This is a genomic window from Erwinia papayae (assembly GCF_058241465.1).
Genome location: NZ_JBZCHT010000002.1, coordinates 372,793 through 393,118, shown reverse-complemented (window position 1 = coordinate 393,118; position 20,326 = coordinate 372,793). Strand labels below are relative to the sequence as shown.

The following is a 20,326-nucleotide window of genomic DNA, read 5'->3' as shown; positions in this document are numbered from 1 at the left end:
TCCGCCCCTGATTACTGCTGCTGTAACGCCTCCTGCAATGCCTCGATAAACAGCCTGACGCGCGGTGAAATAAAGCTGTCGCCCTTACTTAAAATCCACGACTGATACAGATCCATCTCCCACTCCGGCAGAATGCGCACCAGCTTTCCGGCTTTCACCGCTTCCTGTGCGCTGTAGTCCGGCAGATAGGCAATGCCGGTGCAGGCGATAGCGGAATTGACCAGCGCGGTGCTGTTGTTGGCGCGAAAACGGCTGCGTACATCAATATCCCGCTTCAGCTTCTCTTTGCGAAACGGCAGGGAAATGGTGTGGGCCGGGCCACGAAACAGAATGAAATCATGACGCGGCAAATCGTCGGGCGTGTTGATAGCCGGAAAACGATGCAGATACGCCGGTGAAGCATACAGCCCCCAGCTGATATCAATGAGTTTCTGACAGGGGTTGTGCTCGGGTCGCTCACGGCGCACCACGATGGCCAGATCGATATTGTCATCCACCAGATTCACCGGGCGGTCGGTGAGGTCAAGATCGACGCTGACGTGCAGATTGCTGGCGACAAACCTGTTCAGTACCGGGACAATACACTGACAGCCAAAGGTTACCGGGGCCACCAGACGCAGGCTGCCGGTGGGTTCCTCATGGTACTGGCGGATAAACAGATCGGCGCTTTTGACTTCGCTAAGTATGCGTGCGCAGTAGTGATACCAGGTCATACCGACATCGGTGACGGCTATTTTGCGGGTGGTTCGCTGTAAAAGCCGGGTGCCAAGCCGCACTTCCAGCGCGGAGATCTCCTTGCTGACCGACGATTTGGACAGGCCCAGCCGTTTTGCGGCTTCGGTGTAACTCAGGGTTTCAACCACTCTGGCGAAGATAATCATCGCATGCAGGTTTTCCACATCGCTCATGGTGACTCCGGACGGCAACGGCGGCTAATCAGAATGGCGACAGAGTAAGGGGTGACGGACGGGAAGTAAATCTTTGGCACCGCAGGTGAGACAGGGCGGAGGCGGGCACCGCCCTGTCTGTTCAGCGCACTTTTTTTACCAGAACCGGAATCTTTCGCAGCTGATTGGCAAGTACCAGACCGGCGATTAACATCACGGCGATAAACGCCGAGACGCCCGGCCAGCCAAAGCCGTGCCAGAACACGCCGCCCAGCGTACCTGCCACGCTGGAACCAAGATAATAAAAAAACAGATAGAGTGAGGACGCCTGACCTCTGGCGCGCCTTGCGCGATGGCCGACCCAGCTGCTGGCGACGGAATGGGCGGCAAAGAACCCGGCGGCAAACAGCATCAGCCCGGGCAGGACCAGAAACAGCGTGGTGAACTGGGTGGCAATCAGGCCCGTCAACATCAGACAGAGTGCGCCGATCAGTACCACGCCCCGGCCGTAACGCACGGTCATCATTCCCGCTCGTGGCGAGCTCCAGGTGCCGGTAAGATAGACCACCGACAGCAGGCCAACCACGGTCTGGCTCAGGGAGAAGGGGGCAGATAAAAAGCGATAGCTGACATAATTAAACAGGGTGACAAAGCTGCCCATCAACACGAAACCGACAAGGAACAGCATCGGTAATCCCATGTCCCGCCACTGAAACATAAAGTTGATTAAAAGCTTGCGTGGCCGCAGGGAGCTGGGCCGAAAATGCTGAGAAGTGGGCAACAGGCGGAAAAACAGCCCGGCAGCGGCCAGTGCAAAGAGTCCGACCACCAGAAGCGACACGTTCCATGAGAAGTGGTCGGCAAGCATTCCGCTGGAAAGACGCCCCACCAGCCCGCCAATTGAGTTACCGCTGATGTACAGGCCCATCGAAAACGAAAGAAAGACCGGATGCAGTTCTTCACTAAGCCAGGTCATCGCCACTGCCGCCACGCCGCTCAGCGCCAGCCCGGTCAGCGCGCGCATTGCCAGCACTCCCTGCCAGCTGGTCATGGCCGCGCACATCAGGGTAAACAGCGCCGCCAGCAGCAGCGAAACCGACATCACCGATTTACGTCCAATGGCATCTGATAACGTGCCAGTGACCAGCAGGCCCAGCGCCATCATCACCGTGGTGACGGAGAGAGAGAGGCTGCTTTGCGCGGGAGTAAGATGAAAACTTTGCGAAAACACGGGCAGGATGGGCTGGACACAATAAAGGACGGCGAAGGTGGAAAGTCCTGCGCAGAACAGCGCCAGCGTGGCATGGGTAAATCTGCGGGTGCCACGGGTAATATAACTTTTATTTATGGCTGGATTATTTACTTCGGCGGGTGAAACTAAACTGTCATCTTCTTCAGCGAGATTTTCCGGGTGCAACGCCACGGATTTATTTACTACCGGTGCCACGAGAGTCCCCTGGTTGTGGTTGAACATACTGGTTTGCTATCAGATAAAGTTATTGATGTCAGACGTAGCAAGGCCTGCAAGCCATTCTGACCGCGTCAGTATCCGGCTGTTCAGATGCAATGTAAATGGTCAGGCCATTATTTTTCACTGAAAGATAACGGCAATCTGTTATTTATTTTTCCCCGGCATAACAGGGCGTGAAAAAATAAAATCAGGGCGGAAATATTGGGAACAGACATTCATTTTTTGACATATTATCTCATCAGAAGTAATAAAATCATTGGGTTGCGTTGTGAGACGAGGGTACTATACTGATCGCTTGTTTCGAAATTCACTCTGTAACATTGTCAAACGTCATTGGCATCTGGAGGTTATTATCACTTTTAATCAAAATGACCAGATTGTTGACATTAGCCAGACGGATTATGAAACCTGGTATCACGACTATGAAGCAGGTCCGGATTGCGTGGCTGAGCCGCAACCGGAAAGCATTCGTGGTCTGCCCGTATCAGATATCCTGACCCCAGCGGACCGTTATCAGGAACTTTTCGAAGCCGTTCAGTCCGCAAGAATATTCAGCGACAGCAAAACCTTCGCTGACTGTGCGCCTAAAACTGAACCGGAACGCATTCTTTATCGTTATTACCTGCAACGTGAGCAGGATGATTTTAATTTGCTGACGTTTGTACTGGAGAACTTCGATCTTCCCAGGGCGCACGACAGCCGCTATGTCTCCGATCCCGGCAGAACGATGGCAGAGCACATTGATGCCCTGTGGCCGGTATTAACCCGTCAGCCGGAAAAGCATTCTGAATTTTCTTCATTATTGCCCCTGCCGGAGCCGTATGTGGTGCCGGGCGGTCGTTTTGGCGAAACCTATTACTGGGATTCTTACTTCAGTATGCTGGGGTTCGCGGCGAGTGGGCAGACCGGCCTGCTGCGCCAGATGGCAGACAACTTTGCCTGGATGATTGATACCTACGGGCATATCCCCAATGGTAATCGCACCTACTATCTCAGCCGCTCACAGCCGCCGGTTTTCGCCATGATGGTGGAACTGTTTGAGAAGGATGGCGTTAATGAGGCGCATCGTTATCTGCGACAGCTGAAACGTGAGTATGAATTCTGGATGGAGGGGGCTGATACCCTGGCACCCAATGAGGCATATCGCCATGTGGTGATGCTGGAGGATGGTTCGGTCCTCAACCGCTACTGGGACGACCGCGATACGCCGCGTGACGAATCGTGGATTGAAGACGTGGAAACCGCCAGGAATTCGGCGCGACCTTCCAGCGAGGTGTACCGTGATCTGCGTGCGGGTGCTGCATCAGGCTGGGATTTCTCTTCCCGCTGGCTGAGCGAGCCGGGACGGCTGGAGAGCATTCAGACTACCAGCATTGTGCCAGTCGACCTTAATGCTTTTCTTTATAAGCTGGAAACCACCATCGCCCGGCTGGCAGCAGGCCGCAACGACCTGCTGACGGCTGAGCTGTTCCAGCAGCGTGCGGCGCGTCGTCGCGACAATGTTGATAAATATCTGTGGGACAGTGAAGCGCGGTTGTATCGCGATTATAACTGGCGTGAACGGGAAAAAGCCGCGTTCTCGGCGGCCTCGGTAACGCCGCTGTATGTCGGGATGTCCAGCCTGGAACAGGCCACGGATACCGCCGCCGCCATTCGTTCACATCTGCTGGCACCGGGTGGTCTGCTCTCCACGGTAGAAGAGAGCGGTGAACAGTGGGATAAACCTAACGGCTGGGCACCGATGCAGTGGATGGCGATTAAGGGGCTGAATCACTACGGCGAAGAGTTGCTGGCGAAGGAGATCGCCGCGCGCTGGTTACAGGTGGTGGCCGCCACTTATCATCGCCATCACAAGATGGTGGAGAAATATAACGTTCTCGGCACCACTCCGGTGCTGGCGGGCGGTGGCGAATATCCCCTTCAGGATGGCTTTGGCTGGACCAATGGTGTCACCCGCCGCCTGATGGTGATGTACCCGGATCTGCTGCCGTCATAACCGTCCGCAGCGCCGCCACCGACCGGCACGCCTGTTTCAAAAGCTACCCTCTGTGGCGTTTAGCCTTGCTGCTGGCGACAGAGAGGTGGCTTTAACCATTGTGCTGGTCTGATGAAGCCGCAAAGGTGCGCCGGTTGTCCATAATCTGTTGGAGGTTCATTTCAATCCAGTCGGCAAGGTCGGTGACCTGCCCCCGCACCTGGTAACCCAGCGGCGACAGGCTGTAGTCAACGTGAGGTGGGTTCATCTGGTGATCGATGCGGGTGACGAAACCATCTTCCTCCATATGGCGCAGGGTCTGCGCCAGCATTCTTTCACTGACGCCACCAATTTTTCTGCGCAGTTCACCAAAGCGCAATGTCTCTTCTTCCAGTGCCAGCAGCACCAGAAGGCTCCAGCGGCTGGTGAGCCGTTTCAGCACCTCGCGTGAAGGACATTTCGCATCCAGCAGTTCACCCCGGCGAAATTTTTCGCTGAGCGAGCTGGCGGATATTTCTTCTTTTATTTTCATACTAACATTCCTGTGCGTACTTACTTTTTGTAAGTGTATGGCATAGTCTGTTCGGGTCCAAACGATTTCGCCAGCATCCGACTGGCCCGTCGTTTCAGAGCCTGGTCTGCCAGGCTTATCATCCTTCAGACTCAAGGAGAGCATTATGATTGCTGTAACCGGCGCAACTGGCCAGCTTGGCCGTTTAGTGATTAAGGCGTTACTGAAAAAAGTCCCGGCGTCAGAAATAGTCGCAATGGTACGTTCAGCTGAGAAGGCGGCTGAGCTGGTGGCTTCAGGCGTTCAGGTAAGAGAGGCTGACTATAACGATCCTGCCACGCTGCGGCGTGCTTTTGATGGGGTCGGGAAGGTGTTGCTTATCTCCTCCAACGAAATTGGTCAGCGTGAAACACAGCATCGGGCGGTGATTGATGCCGCCAGACAGGCGGGGGTTAAACTGCTGGCTTACACCAGCCTGCTTCACGCCGATACCACCGAAATGGGGCTGGGCGGAGAGCATCGTGCTACCGAACAGGCGCTGATTGCTTCCGGCATTCCTTATGCGATCCTGCGTAATGGCTGGTACACCGAAAACTACGCTGTCAGCATCGCGCCAGCCATCAGCCATGGGGCGTTTATTGGCGCAGCGCAGGAGGGCAAAATCGCTTCGGCCAGCCGGGAAGATTATGCCGATGCGGCGGCGGCGGTGCTGACCGGCAGTGGCAGCAGCAACAAAATCTATGAGCTGGCGGGGGATACGGCCTATACGCTGGCTGAATTCAGCGCGGAAATTGCGCGGCAAAGCGGTAAGGCTGTCAATTATGTCAACCTGCCCCAGGCGGAATTTGTGGCGGCGCTGACCGCAGCCGGACTGCCCGCCGCGCTGGCGGAGATGCTGGCCGACTCTGATGTCAATGCCGCCAGGGGCGCGTTGTTTGATGACAGTCACACGCTAAGCAAACTGACTGGTCGGGCAACCACCCCATGGCAGGATGTTGTCAGCGCCTTCGTGGCGCAGGCAAAGGCGTAAGTCAGTCTGGCCGGTTGACACGCCGTACCGGCCATAACGCTTCAGGGCGTGGGCGCTCTGAAGCGGCTGTACATAATTGCCCCTGCGGTAGGCACCACCTCGCGTTCACTGTCCGGCAATTCTTCCCCCGAGGCCAGGCTGAAAGCATCCAGCGACAGCTCGTTAACCCGGTATGGCGTCAGGCTGCTGATAATGGCAAATCCCCGTGAATCTGTGGTGGTGCCATACTGATTGATTATTCCCACGCCGGGGGTCTTCTCCACTTCCACGATCGCCGGGCTCTCCCCCAGCGCCTGTCCGAAGGTCACGCCGCCCGGGTGTGCCATCACACTGCCCGTCAGACCAAGATATTTCGTGCTGGTCTGTTTTTTGCGGGTGTATACCGCCATCAGTTCACCGGCGTTGTATTGATAATCGAGGGTGAGATTCTTGCTGCTTCCTTTTCCCTTCTGCTGGCTGGTGCTGAGGTTATAGCTCAGACTGTAATCCTCCAGCGCGGTGCCACTGATCCCCACTTTGCGCTCTGCGGCACCGTTTTTTGCCAGGGTGTTTTCCATATTCAGCTTGATGCGGGGTGAAGAAAACAGTTGAAACGGAATGGAAAAGGAAAAGGTAATTTTACTCTCCTCTTTTTCATCATCGAGGCGGTTGTAGGCAACATAAATGGCATAGTCAATTTTATGCCAGTTGGCGCTGTAGCCCACTTCAACGGAGGTTTCCCGCCTGTTCCTGCCACGCAATGCTTCACTCGCCAGCGTCAGGTAGAGATTGTCCTCTTCTGCGAGATTTTGCGTGTAGCTGACGGCGATTTTGTTCTTTTTCTCTGCATCAAACTCACCCACAAAAACGCCGTCTTCCCAGTCCCACCAGTATTGTGTCTGCTGCGCAACGGCTTCGCTGAACGTGCGATAGCGCTGGTCAGGATAGTACTGAGCGGTCAGGCTGAACGAGGATTCCCATTCTGAGAAGGCTTTGGTGTATCGCAACCGGGTCATCGTGCCGTGATCGCCCCCTGTCCGGCGCGGATCTGTCGCGTTGCTGTAACTGATGTCCAGTGACAGCGCGCCCCAGCGGTCCAGTCGCTTTCCCACGCCAAACAGACCAGCCTGCCAGATATCTGCTGCCATCACGCTGCCGAACAGGCTGAGGTTATCAGGCAGTCCGTAGCTGAGCGAGAATTGAGAGAAAAAGGGCTCCTGCTGGTCAAGCGTATAGTAAGGGCGGTATTTTCCTGCCGAAAGCGCAAATTTCCACTGTCCGCCATGGACCAGATTAGGCATGGCGGAGTAAGGGATAGTGCGCACGGTTTCCGTGCCGTCACTCTCTTTAATGGTCATTTCAATATCAGCGGTGGCATCAGCCGGGTAGATGTCTTTCAGAATAAACGCGCCTGCTGGCACGGTAGTCTGATAGATAACCGTACCATACTGCCTGATTTTGACCTGTGCCTGACTGTGGGCAAAGCCCCTGATCCACGGGGAGAGAGGACGCATCTCATCGGGCAACATGCGATCGTCGGTGGTGAGGCTGAAACCGCGATAGCTGACGCTGTCAAACATATCTGCCGTGGTGCTGTTGTCACCCAGCGTCAGCAGGGCACGCAGGGGCTGTATGGTGCGAAAGGCTGAGGCATTTTCAGTGTGCCAGACAGGGTCGCTGTAGGCATCCTTACTGTAGACCGGCTGATAGCGAAAGCGCCACGGCCCCAGGTTGGCACCCCAGGTGGTGGTGACATCCAGGCTGTGCTGGCGGGGATAGCGGCGATAGCTGCCGCCGGTGAAATGTGAATAGCTCAGGTCATAGTCAAGAAAAGCAGCATTAACGCCGTCATCCCAGCGGCTGGTTGCCACGCCATTGGTCACCGGACTGGCAATCTCAGGCGGAATATACAGAGTAAAAACCTGAGCCTGCTGGTCATAGTAGTAGCGTATCTTTAGCCCGGCGAGCGAACGGGCGGTGGCACAGCCTGCGGGCGAAGAGAAGTGTAGCCTCTGCATCTCCTGCTGGCGTATTCCCCACTCCTGCAACAGGGGGGCGGTCAGGCAGGGCGTGTTTGTCTTACTGAAATTCAGCTCGGTTTGCCCGCGATAAATATCGTTAACCAGTATGTATTGTGACGCGCCTTCGGCAAAACTGACCAAAGCCGCATCAATGAGAAGACTGGCCAGCAGGCGCGGCACTATGTTCATCCGTGAAATACACTTTTCCTTCTGTAACGGCAAAAGGCGTCCCATCCGGGACGCCAGTATTTATTGGCATAATATGCCTGTAATGATCATGTCACCGGCCCATAACGTGGCCGGTGACACCGGGCGTGCAGTTTATTAACGCCCGCTGGCGTGCTGGTAGGACGCCAGGCTCCGAGGGGGCAATTACCCCTGTAATGCCGCCAGAGCCGCGCGGGCCTGCGCCAGGTTTGCGGTGGCTTCTTTTACGTCAGCCTGTTTTTCCAGCACTTTTTTCTGGTATTTGGCAATTTTCTTACTGTTACCTGCGGCCTGAGCTTCACGCAGATCCGCCTGAGCTTCGGCCAGGCTCGCTTGTTTATCCGCCAGTTTTGCTTCCAGTTTGGCCACTTTTTGCTCGGCCGCCACCAGTTTAGCGCTGTCCGTACAGTTGGCTTTTACTTCTGCCAGTGCCTTCTTCAGTGCAGTGGCTTTAGCCGTATTATTGTATGCTTCTGCTGCGCTGATTTTGGCTTCGAGTACGGAAATTTTGGTATCACAATCGGCGAAGGCCATGCCACTGAAACCGGCGGTCAGTAAAAGCATCAGAGGGATTACGCGAGTGTTGAACTTGTTCATATTGGCATCCTTTATTCTTGTACCGGGGAGAAACCCTTTCTCCCTCTCAGTGCGAAAAAGAATAGTGTGATGAGCGGCGAGATAAAAGCGGCGAGCGGACTCATCGGCTTGTAGGACCGGACTATTCATCTGTAGTCCCCGGCACAGCCACCAGACTGGCGATCAGGCGCTCTGTTTCCTGGATGACGGTGGCGAGCGTCTCTGCGGAGGGCGCATCCTCAAGCCTGCGGCAGGCGGTTTCCAACATGGCGGCCTGAATAAGTCGTGCTCCACCGGCAATTTTGTGGCCCAGTTCAGTAAGCGCTTCCTCGCGCAGCGGCGAATGCTGAGCTTCATCGATCAGGCGGGTTAAATCCTGTTGCAGGCTGGTCAGCATGGTCTGCATGAACTCCCTCAGCACCGCGGGATCTTTCAGCTCGTCGGGCAGATGATCCGGATTGAAGGCGGCCTGTGCAGGGCACCGCAGGCTTTGCAGTTTTTCTTTCAGCAGCTTCAGTCTGATGGGTTTGAACAGGCAATCATCCATGCCAGCCTGAAGACAAGACTCCTGTGCGCTGCTCTGGGCATTGGCCGTTAGCCCCCAGACCGGGGTGCGGCTCTGTTGCCGCTCCTGCTCCAGTAGCCGTAGCTTTTGAGTGAACTGAAAGCCATCCAGCCTGGGCATGTGGCAGTCGGTGATGACCAGGTCACAGCGGTGATGCTGGCAGTATTGCAGCGCCTCAGCACCATCTGCCACCGCCGTGGCATGATGCCCCAGGTGTTGCAACTGCTGAAGCAGCAGCACGCGACCGGCGGGATGATCTTCAACTATCAGGATTTTCAGGGGGTGTGGAGGCTGTGCTGCGGCAGGCTGCGCGGGCGGATCGACTTTTGCCAGCATGCGGGGAAGGGAAAGCGTTACGGTGAAGGTGCTGCCAGTCCCTTGCTGACTTGAGAGGGTAATTTCTCCGGCCATCATTTCAACCAGAATCCGGCAGATATAGAGCCCCAGACCCGCACCCTCGGTGCCCGCCGGATTTTTGCCCTGCACAAATGGCTGAAACAGTCGTTGCTGCACGGCGGGTTCCATTCCCTGCCCGGTGTCGGTAACACGCAGGCAAATGTCCAGCCGCTGCTCAGTGATACTCATCAACTGAGCGCTGAGGGTGACTTCGCCCTGTTCGGTAAACTTGATCGCATTGCTGACCAGGTTGGACAGAATCTGTTTTACTCTGACCGGGTCGGCCAGCACATCGCCGGTCAGGCCATTTTCAATTTCCAGTCTGAAATTCAGTCCTTTTTGCTGCGCCACGCCTTCAAATAACAGGGCTACAGATTCAATCAGTTGCCGCAGGCTGGTACGGGTGGGATGCAGTACCAGACGGTTACTTTCAATGCGTGAGATATCCAGAATGTCGCCAATCAGCGCCAGCAGTGAATGTGCCGAATCATGAGCGATGGTCAGCAGCGAGATATCAACAGGTTGCTGCTGTTGCTGCTGACGCAGCACCAGTTCCAGTGTGCCAATGATGGCATTGAGTGGCGTGCGAATTTCATGGCTCATCGTCGCCAGGAAGGTGCTTTTGGCCCGGCTGGCTTCATCAGCCTGATTTTTGGCCTGCTGGTACTGCTCTGTCAGCCGGTGCTGCTGTGCCTGCTGTCGCCGCAGATAATGGTATATCGCCACAGAGGTACACAGAATGGCGACCATCACCAGCAAAGGGGGGAGCCAGCCAGCGCTCAGATCGTTATTTTCCGGGTTGACCCGAATGCGGGTTGCGTCACTGTACCAGTTGCGGATCATGGCATGCATTTCTTCAGGCGTCAGGCTCAGTAACGCTTTATCGAGGATGGTCGCCAGCGTGTATTTTTCATTCCCCACGGCAATGACAAAATGTGATTGTTCAGTATCCAGCCCGGTCAGGATTGTCAGGCTGGATTCTCTCCTCTGGGCAAGCAGCGAGTTTGCCTCAATCATTGGCAGGACCAGCCCGTCAGCCTGATTTTTTTCCACGGCCACCAACCCTTCCTGCGCCGTATCGACAGGAAGGATCTGCACACCAGGATAGCTTTGTTGCAGCGGGGTTTCTAAAGGATGCCCCCTGATTAATGCAATCCGTTGCAGCTTGACGGGACGTTTCTGGCTTTTATGCCCAACCAGTACCCAGGAATTAAGCAGATAGGATCGGGTGGTGATCAGTCCGTTATACCAGGCTGCATCTCTGGGCACGCCGGCGATGGCGTCGGCCTTACCGGATTTCACCATCGACAGGGCTTCGGCCAACGTGGCGGAGCGGACTAAAGTAAATTTCAGGCCGGTTTGTTCCGCTATGGTGTTGATGATATCCGCCGTCAGCCCGCGAAAATGGCCGGTATCATCGAAAAAGTTAAGCGGTCCGGCATCTTCGTTAATGACCAGACGCACCAGGGCGTTTTCCTGTAGCCATTTACTCTCGAAAGCGGTGAACAGCAGAGTGGGGGCGGTGGTGGGGGAAGGGACATTTCCCCGCCAGCGGCTGAGAATATTGCCCTGAATATTTTTGGGGATGCGTTCCAGTACCGCGTTGAGGATAGCCTGCAACGGTTTATTATTGGCGGTCAGTCCAAAGGCAAAATCATTACTTTCTTCCTGTGACAGAACCTGCAAACGTAGATTCATCAGGTTGTTCTGATTGATCAGATAGCGAGCGGAAATGGCATCGCCTATCCAGCTATCAAGATTGTTAAACGACAGCGCCTCCAGTGCCTTGCGCGGGGAATCATAATGCTGCACGAGGTTGCCGCTGAGATAACCAGCCAAACTTTTGCGTGCCTCAAACAGCGGTTCAATGGCGACCCGCTTTTTTGTTGTCTGATGGATTGGCATATCTTTCCGTTCCACCACGGCGGGCATCAGCGTCTGATAAGGGGTGGTTACTATCAGACCATATTCTCTGGCCTCGTCTGAGGTGACGCTGCCAATAAAATCGACTTCTCCCCGGCTCAGCGCATCCATCAGCAGCGATTTGTTCTGATAATAATGCACCACGATTTTCAGATTAAGGTTGTAAGCCAGCAGGCCGAGATAGTCGGCATTCAGACCGTCAAACTGATGGTATCCGGTGATCATCTCATAGGGGGGCGACTCTGGCCTGGCCACGCCAAAACTGAGCGTGCGTCTGCGATGCAGCCATTGCCACTGGTTCTGTTTCAACACCGGCCAGGGGGTCTGAATATGTTCCCGGCTGACCAGTTCCAGCTGGCGATAGTTCTGTTTTTCCCCGGCCAGCACGGGCAGGCAGCACAACCAGAGCAGGCACCAGAGCTTACGCATTGTCCGCTCCTGTTTCTGACGACAACGCCAGCAGGTCGGCTAACCCAGCGGTACTTTCCTGCTGAAGTTTATCCAGCAGGCGTCGTTTATAAGTACTGATGGTTTTGTTGCTCAGTAACAGGCGATCGGCAATCTCTTTGTTACTCATACCGGTGGCGAGATAGCGTAATACGGTCATTTCACGATCGGACAGCAGGGCCAGCAGATCCTCCTCGCTGGCAGCCGACGCCGACTCTTTTTTCTGGGCCAGCGTTGCCTGTGGGAAACAGGCATAGCCCTGTAATACCAGCTGGCACAGAGGGATCAGCTGCCGGATATCCGCCTCTTTATTAAAGAAAGCAGATGCCCCTGCACGCAGGGCTCTTGGCGCATAAATATCGGCGGGCAGGCTGGTATAAACGATAACCTGCACGCCGGGGGTTAACTGCCGGATGTGCTGGAGTATCTGTAGGCCATCCATTTTATCCAGCATAATATCGAGAATAACCAGTTCGGGCTGGTGCTGTTTAATACAGGTGAGCGCGGTAATACCGTTAGTGGCGGTGCGTATTTCACTTTGTGCCAGCGGGGCCAGCAGCGTTTTGACTGCGAAACAAATCGCAGGGTGGTCATCAATCACCACAATATCAGGCATGGTAAAAATCCTTTTAACAACCTTCAGTCCCGGAGATATCCGGGCAAGATGCCTTTTTAAAGGAGTGGATTATTGCGTTTCCCACCGTCTCATGAAAGGTTCAAAGAGTCTTAAATATGTTTTGGTGAATATGATGGGAGTGAATCTGGTGATAGTGGGAAATTACTGGTGAGTATTGAATGTTTTTGTTGGCTGCTGTCTGGAAAATAGTATCTGACACTGAAAAGTGATGATTCAGTTATTGTATTGGTTTTTTTGGAAGGTGTTAATTTTCTTATTTTCTCTGCTGGTTGAATGATTTTGGCTTGTCTGGTGAGTTGATGATGCTATAACGATCATAATTCTTTCATCCATTAATGATGAGAGTGCGCGTGAGGAGGTTTATATTTTGCTGGTTTTTATCTGAATTAAAGGTGACGATATAATTGCGAGTCAAAGTGAATATTTTTAATTTTAAAAAAAGAGCCAGGGACGGCTCTTTTAATTATATTAATGATGCTGTGGTATTAACTCAGCGTACCAGAAATCATTCCATTAATCGCACTTGAAGCATACTCAGATATGGTATCCCAGCCAACGACGGCTCCGGCAATTCCGAATGCTATAGCACCAATGACACCAGCGCCAATCATACCAACACCTTGTCCTAAAGTACCAAAGCCAAGCAGGCCACCACCGTCGCCTCCATGTTTACCACCAACAAATGCTCCGGCAGCTCCGCCAACGCTTGCCCCTAAAGTTGCCGATGCGACCAATTCGACTGCATTAAGAACAAGGCTACCCATAAGAGTAAGAGCACTTGTCGTATCCCAGCTGTATGCACCCGAAACTTCACTCATTTCAATTGTAGAAAGTTCTCTCATTATATAGATTCCTTTTATGTATTTGACCCTGGGTTAAAGGTCTTCCTTATTTATTTTGAATTGCCCGAGATTCTTCGGGCTGATTTAAATTTAGTGTTTTTGTGACCACTGTTCAACTCATTTAATTTTAATTATTGTGATTCATCTTCGTTTTTTTTCTAACTAACGGGTAAGACTTTCTGGATGTCTGTGTCTGAATCAATAAAAAAAATTTTTTTAATCTTCATTATTTTATCGAATTCAGATCACATCAGTTTTGCGTAATAGTAAAGGTCATTGCCGCATTAGCCGTACCCGCAGTAATCTCGCCGGTCTGTTTATAGCGAGCCGTTAAGGGAATCTCAATCGTTTTCTCAGCAAGGTTATGATAAGTCTTCGCGGTAGCAAAGGTGAGGGGCGTGCTGTTACTGTCCAGCACTTCAACTGCGACACCGCTAGCGGCTCCGGTCCCCTCATCGATGCTCAGCATTCCGTCACCCGTCGAGCTGCTGACCGGATCAAATGTCACCTGTACCGGAATATTATCGGACTCGCACTGCAATAGAATAGTGAAGGACCGTTCAGAAGAGGCTGCGGTGCTGCCCACACCGGAGAACTCACTGCGGCTGGGGCTTCCCAGATTGACCGTCTGGTTTTTCGAGCTGACGTCTGCCAGGCAGCTTTTCTGAATAACGGTCAGACTGCCCATGGTGAAGGTGGCAAATATACTGGAGTTCAGATAGTAGCGACTGTAAATTTTGCTACTGACGGTACCTGGCGTAATTGCACCGGTTTTGACAAAGGTCAGCCTTACCTCATTTTGATTACTCCAGGGAGTCAGAGCGGCGGGTGAAATGGAGGTGCTGTAAGGAACTGTCATTCCTGTTTTATATAAATCACCAATAATCACCCCTACACCTGCAATTCCGGTTTCATAAGCACCTTCTACGGTTGTACTTTGCGTCAACACGGATGCTGAACGGTAAGAAGAGCTGCCGGTACAACCAATCACCAGCGTTTGTCCGGAAAACCCCTTGCTGTAACGTAAAGCCAGGGTTTCACCAACAGCAACACTGGGATCGACGGCCAGCGTGATGGCGCCGGTTGTCCCTTTTCCAGTTGCTCCCATGACGCAGCTGGCACCATAGGACAATGACGGGAAAATGAATAAAATAACGACGGGAAATGGATGGATAAATTTAAATATGTTCATTTACGGCTCCAGAGAATAGTTAGATTTTCCGATTACTGGCAGACGCCATTCAACATCTGAATGCCATTTTCTGATTTTTTCTCAGGCAAAAGGTAATTCACACGACATTGCTGATCTGAACTTTTCCCCCATTGCACCTGCAAAACACCTGAAGGCTTCAGACTGTTCAGATAAACCTGTCCTTCATCCCCCACAATATAAATATGTTTATTCTGTTCGCCGGCATCTTTGACCACTGCGCCAAAGGCAACGGGCTGTCCCTGATAGATAAGAGACATCATGGCTCTGCCGCCAATCTGAGCGGAGAAAGTCGCACGAACGATCGCTCCCCGGGTTGGCACCACGCTTTGTGTGCTTAGTTCCAGATCGACATCACTGGAGAGCGTTGTGGTATCGAGCATGACGTTTGCACGACGATAAGGGGTGAGGTTGGGCGTAACCGTGTAGCCGCGAAAGTCCGTTTTAACCCCGGTCTGATTAGTCACCTGTACACCGCCTGCACCAGGTGCCTTTATCAAAGCGGCGGTATTGCCAAAGGCCTGGCTCAAAGTCAGTCCGTTTGCATGCAGGATCATCCCTCCCTCCACGCCATAATTCAGTCTCCTCATATCCTGGTCATAGCTGTAACCTCCGGTGAGTTCGCCGTAGGTCCCGCGATAGCCTCCGTCAACACTGCCGCTGTTACCTTTACCCGCAGTGGTATAGCCCTGACGCACATTCCAGTAGAGGTTATTGTTTTCCAGCGCGGTACCGCCAAGCCCAACGCTATGGCTGGTATTTCCCGGTTTGCTGTGAGCGACGGTATAGTTCACCCATGAATTTGATAACCAGCGATCCAGCGGGATGGAAATGTTGAAGGTAAAAATCTGATTTCTTTCGTAACTGCGGGTGCGGGTGGCATTCTGCGAGTTACGGCTGTAACTGTATCCGATGCCATAGCTGATGCCCTTGTAGCTGTTGTTGTAACTGGTAGAGATCGACTCCATACGCCGTTCGGTTCTCCAGTAGTCTTCACGCAACAGGCTGACGCTGACTGAGCCGGCTGTCGATCCCAGGTTCTGGTTAAGTGTCAGTTCAGTGCGATTTCGTGCCTGTTCCCGCAGCGATGAACTGACGCCAGAGCGCCAGGTATCCATCAGTTCTGGCAACGAGTAATAATCCCGGGTTGAGTAACGGTAACCGGCAATGGCAAAGTTGGTGCCGGTTTCATAGAAGTTTTTACTGTAGCGTACCCGTAAAGACTGCCCGTCGGTTCTTGCCGCGTTTTTCACCGTCGACCATGCGTTGATGACATCGCCAGAAAATGCACCAAAACGACCAACGTTTTTCCCGATGCCAAAGGCAACCGACTGATAACTGGCTGCGGCCTGCGTTCCGCCATACAGGGTAAAATTCCAGGGCAAACCATAAATGGCCGTTGCCTGAGAAAATGCTTTTTTTTCGACGGCGTTATCGTATGGACGATATTGACCCGTGGTCAGGCTGTACTTCAGATAACCTTCGCGAACCAACACTGGCAGCGAGGCGTAGGGCACCACCAGAGTTTGCTCACTGCCGTCGGCTTCTTTTACCGTCACATAAAGATCGCCGCTGCCACCCGTTGCATACAGGTCGGTGATTTCGAAAGCACCCGGTGCAACATAGCTTTGATAGATGATGTAGCCATTTTGCCGGATAATAACCTGCGCATTAGTCCTCGCGGTTCCCTTTACCACCGGAGCATATCCCCGCAGGCTTTCTGGCAGCATTTCATCGTCTGAGGCGAGCTGAGCACCACGAAAAGGAACACCTTCAAAAATTTCAGCAGGCGAGGTGCTTTCACCTAAAGTTAACTGAGCTTTCAACGGAACGATATTGCGTTGTAAATAGGTGTAGAGGGTATCCCATTTTCCGTTCCCCCCGCTCAGGGAGTTGCGGTTCCAGGTGCTGTAGTTACGTAAACGCCAGGCACCAAAATTCAATCCTGGACGCAGATTGATATACTGACTGTTATTGTCCCTCGATGAGAGACTCAAAGCCTTATTTTGTGCGCCGGAAAAACGATAATTAAGCAGTAGCGCGGTGATTCCTTCGTCAAACTGTTCTGATGATACAAATCCTCTGGCACTGTTTTGCATTGCAGCTTGCGGAATACTCAGGTCCAGGCGCTGTAAGCTGAAATTAAAAGTGGCAGATGCCTGGGGAATGACAGTAATTTCTGTGCAACTTTTATCATCATTAATTAATCCGGGAAATGCTGTTGTTCGTACACCATAGGTGGCCAGTAATTCAACATTGAGACAAGGCTCAGGAAGAGCGCGACTGGCATCCTGTCGGCTGTGAAAATTAACCGGTTTTGTTTCTACAAATGAACCATTCAGCCATATATCGACAACATAAACACCTTCGGGTTGTGATTTTTTTTCAAAAACAGAAAGATCGGTGGTGATATTATTCCCACCACTGGTTTGCAGGAAATTGGGGTTAAACGTTTCGCTGGCATAAGCAAAATGGCCAGCATAGTTATATGCGATTGTTGAAACGAAAAAAGCCCAAACACATTGAGTCGCGCGTCCTGCATTAACTTTGCGAATCCCATTCATCATCACACTCCGTCGTGTATGAATAACCCGTCGTACAGTCCAGCAGACATTCATTATTTGATTGATTATTTCCCGGCGGTCATCAAATCCGCGAATGATGTAGCTGACCTGTTCCTCCATAGTCGTTAATTAATTTCCAGCTGATATCGCCAGACTGAATGTGAGCGGGGAGTTTGAATGTGGCAGAAGATAATGGTGCAATCAGACCGCCATCAATAATTTTATGATCGTTAATTTTAATGAACAAAAAATTCATAAAGTAGCTTGATGGGTTTGTGACTTTCAGTTGACCATTTTGCGCATGCCAGAGAAGTTTATTGCCGTAGTCTTCAGGTGAACTGTCCTTGAGCGCTTCCGGGCGATAGAATAATTTCAGGCGAGAACGTATTGCTATCTGTAGCGTATTTTTATCATTCTCGGATTTTGAAGGAATGGATTTGATGTTTAACCAGAATAAAGATTCTTTATCCTGAGGAAGCTGAGTTGTGGTTCTGACAATTCTCAGAAGGTTTTTTTGCCCACCGTCTAACCGGAACAGAGGTGGTGTAATAATAAAAGGAGAAGCCTGTCTGATGTTGTTACCTTCGGCATCCTCTATCCATGACTGGATGAGAAAAGGTGATTTATCAGGATTTTCCACGCTAATCGATTTTTCTTTTTTGCTGCTCTCATACACCAGTCGACTACCACCAATAATAACCCCTGCATTTACACGCCCTGTAACTGACAGCACCACTGATAACAGAAATATGTGAACATATCTCACGCTGCATTCCTCTGAACATAATGAATAACACCATCCGCAATGGATGGTGTTCAGATTAATAATTAACGGTGAAAGTAGCCACAGAGTTAGCTTTACCAGCTACTACGGTTGCGGCTTTCTGAATGTAGCGTGCGGTAAAGTCCAGAGTGTTAGTATTGCTGCCGCTGGTCAGGGTATATGCAGCAGATTCAGTGAACAGAGACAGTACGCCATTGCTGTCAGAGAGCTGGATACCCACGCCGGTAGCTACGCCAGTTTCGTCGGTCAGTGCCAGAACGCTGTTGTCACCTGAGTAAGCTGTACCATCAAATTTAACTGTGGCTGTGGACACCGTTTCGGGACAATTTTTCAGCAGGATATTAAATTTAGTCGCACTGGAACTACCGCCGGCAGTGGATCCTACACCAGTAAATGAAGACTTACTGACATTACCCATCGCAACATCCATGGTTGTTGCGCCTGCGCCATTGAGGTCAACGGTACATGCTGCATCAATGATATTCCCTGTGAAATTAATGGTACCATCAGCAGCACAAGCTGAAGAGATAGCGGTCATTAATGCTAAAACAGATACGATCTTTTTCATTATTTATTCCTTTAAATTTAATCCTGGCGATCTGATCATTACCAGGCTTTAACGCTAATTGATGAGATGTGATGCAAGACGAAATACAGATTCCAGTCTGTTGTTACTGCAATGGGAACATTGGCAGCGGTGGTACTATATTGTTACATGATAAATGAATGCCAGTTAAGTTTATGGGTGTGTTGAAATATTCAGAAAAAATAATTTAATTAAGATAGGTTGAGTAAATGGTTTTTTTTGGGGGGGGAACTAAAATTAGCATTATTTGTAATCTTTATTTCGTTATTAAAGCTGGCGCAGATGCTGGTTTTAATAACGCGACTAAATATTTTTAGTCAGTTTTGGTTGAGCGATATATGGCAATTATTAAATGTTCTCTTTTTGAGGTTTTGAAAATAAACCCCTGTCAATTTATAACTCAATAAAGGAGTGATGACTCTGTTCAGACAGTTATATCAGAAATGTAAATAATGAATAAAATGGTGATAAGATTAAAACAAGCAGAGGGAGGACACTTATGGATAATTGCAGGTTTATTTAATTTATATAAACTATCCTGAATTAATTTTCTTTTTCATAAATCATATTTTTGCGATAAATCACATCCGGATTTGGAATGCCTTTTTTTAATTAATGTTTGCTTGAAATTTTTCAATCAGGTGATTTTTATGAGAGTAATTGAATTTTCAATCTTGTTTTTTATCTTTCATATATAAGCATACATAATTTTTGTCAGAAAGTGTTCCCGATTTATCTTCATATTCAGACCTGGCTTGAAATATCAGTCTGGCCGTCAGAATTATTATTAAAATAAGAAAAATAAGTATTCTGTATTTTGTGCATGGCCTGACTAACCAACCAATTTTTGATCTCTTTCCTGCAATTTTAAGGGGTTGAGCAGTCACACGTTCTGCTGATGCGTCTGACTTAATTTCGATGTAACTGCTGTTATGCTCAGGCAACAATATTTCGGGAGGTTCAGAGGGAAATTCCGGTAAGCTATCCCGTGGCGTATGTAAATCCGGAATGCTTTTTTCTGTCTGCTTGTTTTTTTACTTGATTTTAATAGAGATTTATTTTCTTCAGCAGGAACAAAACGAATATCAACTCCCTGCGCCAGAGTTAAACCAATACGAGGTATGGTGATAACAATGTCTTCATCCATTCCAATGTTTTTAAACGTTTTTCTTAATATTGATATGTTTTGGTAGTAAGTGTTTTTTCCAACAACCATCCCTTTTTTTTGCCATACCTCATCCATAAATTCTTGCTGAGTGATGATATTGCCTTGTTGCTTAATTAGCATTAACAGACACCGACTGGCCGGTGAATTAAGAGTAACATAAACATTCTTTTCATTTAGTTTTGTTAATCTGTTGCTCAGTGGGGAAAATTGCAAAAAATCATTGATGATATAATAGTTATTCATAATTTCTCTGGCCTTAAATTTATTTCTGGCGCTTTAAATAGTAACCTTAATGTATATTATTTGTAAATATAACAAATATGAAAATGCTTTTATAAAATAGAAAATAATAAGTTTTTTATTAAAGGGCAAAATAAGATTTCAGGTTAAAAAATATCAAAAGATAACAATCAGGAGGAGCATCTTCTAAGCCACCTGATTGTTGATTTTTTATTCAGCGAAGGTATTAATTCAATATCATCGTTGGGCGTTGTTGAAACAGGAGCTCTTTATCTATCTGGCGAATTTCGCCTTTATCAAGACAGAT

Annotated in this window: 15 protein-coding genes; 2 read left to right on the top strand and 13 right to left on the bottom strand. The window is 50.5% G+C overall.

The window, feature by feature from the left end:
• Positions 1 to 11: 11 nt before the first annotated feature.
• Together AC3RPL_RS01780 and AC3RPL_RS01775 are read right to left on the bottom strand one after the other, a co-directional pair.
• Complete coding sequence (locus AC3RPL_RS01780) at positions 12 to 908, bottom strand: LysR family transcriptional regulator (protein WP_490738756.1); 897 nt, start codon at positions 906 to 908, stop codon at positions 12 to 14.
• A gap of 121 nt (positions 909 to 1,029) precedes the next feature.
• The gene (locus AC3RPL_RS01775) at positions 1,030 to 2,361 is read right to left on the bottom strand and encodes an MFS transporter (protein ID WP_490738755.1); all 1,332 of its coding nucleotides are present in this window, start codon (positions 2,359 to 2,361) and stop codon (positions 1,030 to 1,032) included.
• Positions 2,362 to 2,707: 346 nt separating this feature from the next.
• Between AC3RPL_RS01775 and treF the strand changes: the two genes are divergently transcribed.
• Positions 2,708 to 4,354 (top strand): alpha,alpha-trehalase TreF, encoded by a 1,647-nt coding sequence (gene treF, locus AC3RPL_RS01770; protein WP_490738827.1) that lies wholly within the window; start codon positions 2,708 to 2,710, stop codon positions 4,352 to 4,354.
• A gap of 91 nt (positions 4,355 to 4,445) precedes the next feature.
• Here treF and AC3RPL_RS01765 read toward each other — a convergent pair whose 3' ends face one another.
• On the bottom strand, positions 4,446 to 4,865 hold the full coding sequence (locus AC3RPL_RS01765; protein WP_490738754.1) for a winged helix-turn-helix transcriptional regulator: 420 nt from the start codon (positions 4,863 to 4,865) through the stop codon (positions 4,446 to 4,448).
• Positions 4,866 to 5,010: 145 nt separating this feature from the next.
• Between AC3RPL_RS01765 and AC3RPL_RS01760 the strand changes: the two genes are divergently transcribed.
• On the top strand, positions 5,011 to 5,874 hold the full coding sequence (locus AC3RPL_RS01760; protein WP_490738753.1) for an SDR family oxidoreductase: 864 nt from the start codon (positions 5,011 to 5,013) through the stop codon (positions 5,872 to 5,874).
• A gap of 41 nt (positions 5,875 to 5,915) precedes the next feature.
• On the opposite strand, the gene AC3RPL_RS01755 is transcribed toward AC3RPL_RS01760, so the two are convergent.
• From AC3RPL_RS01755 to AC3RPL_RS01710, 10 genes are all read right to left on the bottom strand, one after another.
• Positions 5,916 to 8,063, bottom strand: coding sequence for a fimbria/pilus outer membrane usher protein (locus AC3RPL_RS01755; protein ID WP_490738752.1), 2,148 nt, complete (start codon positions 8,061 to 8,063; stop codon positions 5,916 to 5,918).
• 183 nt (positions 8,064 to 8,246) lie between these two features.
• Complete coding sequence (locus AC3RPL_RS01750) at positions 8,247 to 8,807, bottom strand: DUF1090 domain-containing protein (RefSeq protein ID WP_490738751.1); 561 nt, start codon at positions 8,805 to 8,807, stop codon at positions 8,247 to 8,249.
• Entirely contained in the window at positions 8,800 to 11,970 is a 3,171-nt protein-coding gene (locus AC3RPL_RS01745; protein ID WP_490738750.1) for an ATP-binding protein, read from the bottom strand. Before AC3RPL_RS01745 ends, AC3RPL_RS01750 begins: the two co-directional genes overlap by 8 nt.
• Positions 11,963 to 12,604 (bottom strand): response regulator, encoded by a 642-nt coding sequence (locus tag AC3RPL_RS01740; protein ID WP_490738749.1) that lies wholly within the window; start codon positions 12,602 to 12,604, stop codon positions 11,963 to 11,965. Before AC3RPL_RS01740 ends, AC3RPL_RS01745 begins: the two co-directional genes overlap by 8 nt.
• A gap of 506 nt (positions 12,605 to 13,110) precedes the next feature.
• Positions 13,111 to 13,467 (bottom strand): hypothetical protein, encoded by a 357-nt coding sequence (locus tag AC3RPL_RS01735; RefSeq protein ID WP_490738748.1) that lies wholly within the window; start codon positions 13,465 to 13,467, stop codon positions 13,111 to 13,113.
• Positions 13,468 to 13,717: 250 nt separating this feature from the next.
• Entirely contained in the window at positions 13,718 to 14,659 is a 942-nt protein-coding gene (locus tag AC3RPL_RS01730) for a fimbrial protein (RefSeq protein WP_490738747.1), read from the bottom strand.
• A 32-nt stretch (positions 14,660 to 14,691) separates the two neighbouring features.
• A complete protein-coding gene (locus AC3RPL_RS01725) occupies positions 14,692 to 17,244 on the bottom strand; it encodes a fimbria/pilus outer membrane usher protein (RefSeq protein WP_490738746.1) in 2,553 nt (850 codons plus the stop codon).
• Between the two features lie 79 nt (positions 17,245 to 17,323).
• Entirely contained in the window at positions 17,324 to 18,007 is a 684-nt protein-coding gene (locus tag AC3RPL_RS01720) for a fimbrial biogenesis chaperone (protein WP_490738745.1), read from the bottom strand.
• Between the two features lie 55 nt (positions 18,008 to 18,062).
• Complete coding sequence (locus AC3RPL_RS01715) at positions 18,063 to 18,593, bottom strand: fimbrial protein (RefSeq protein WP_490738744.1); 531 nt, start codon at positions 18,591 to 18,593, stop codon at positions 18,063 to 18,065.
• A 901-nt stretch (positions 18,594 to 19,494) separates the two neighbouring features.
• Positions 19,495 to 20,022 (bottom strand): winged helix-turn-helix domain-containing protein, encoded by a 528-nt coding sequence (locus tag AC3RPL_RS01710; protein WP_490738743.1) that lies wholly within the window; start codon positions 20,020 to 20,022, stop codon positions 19,495 to 19,497.
• Positions 20,023 to 20,326: the final 304 nt, after the last annotated feature.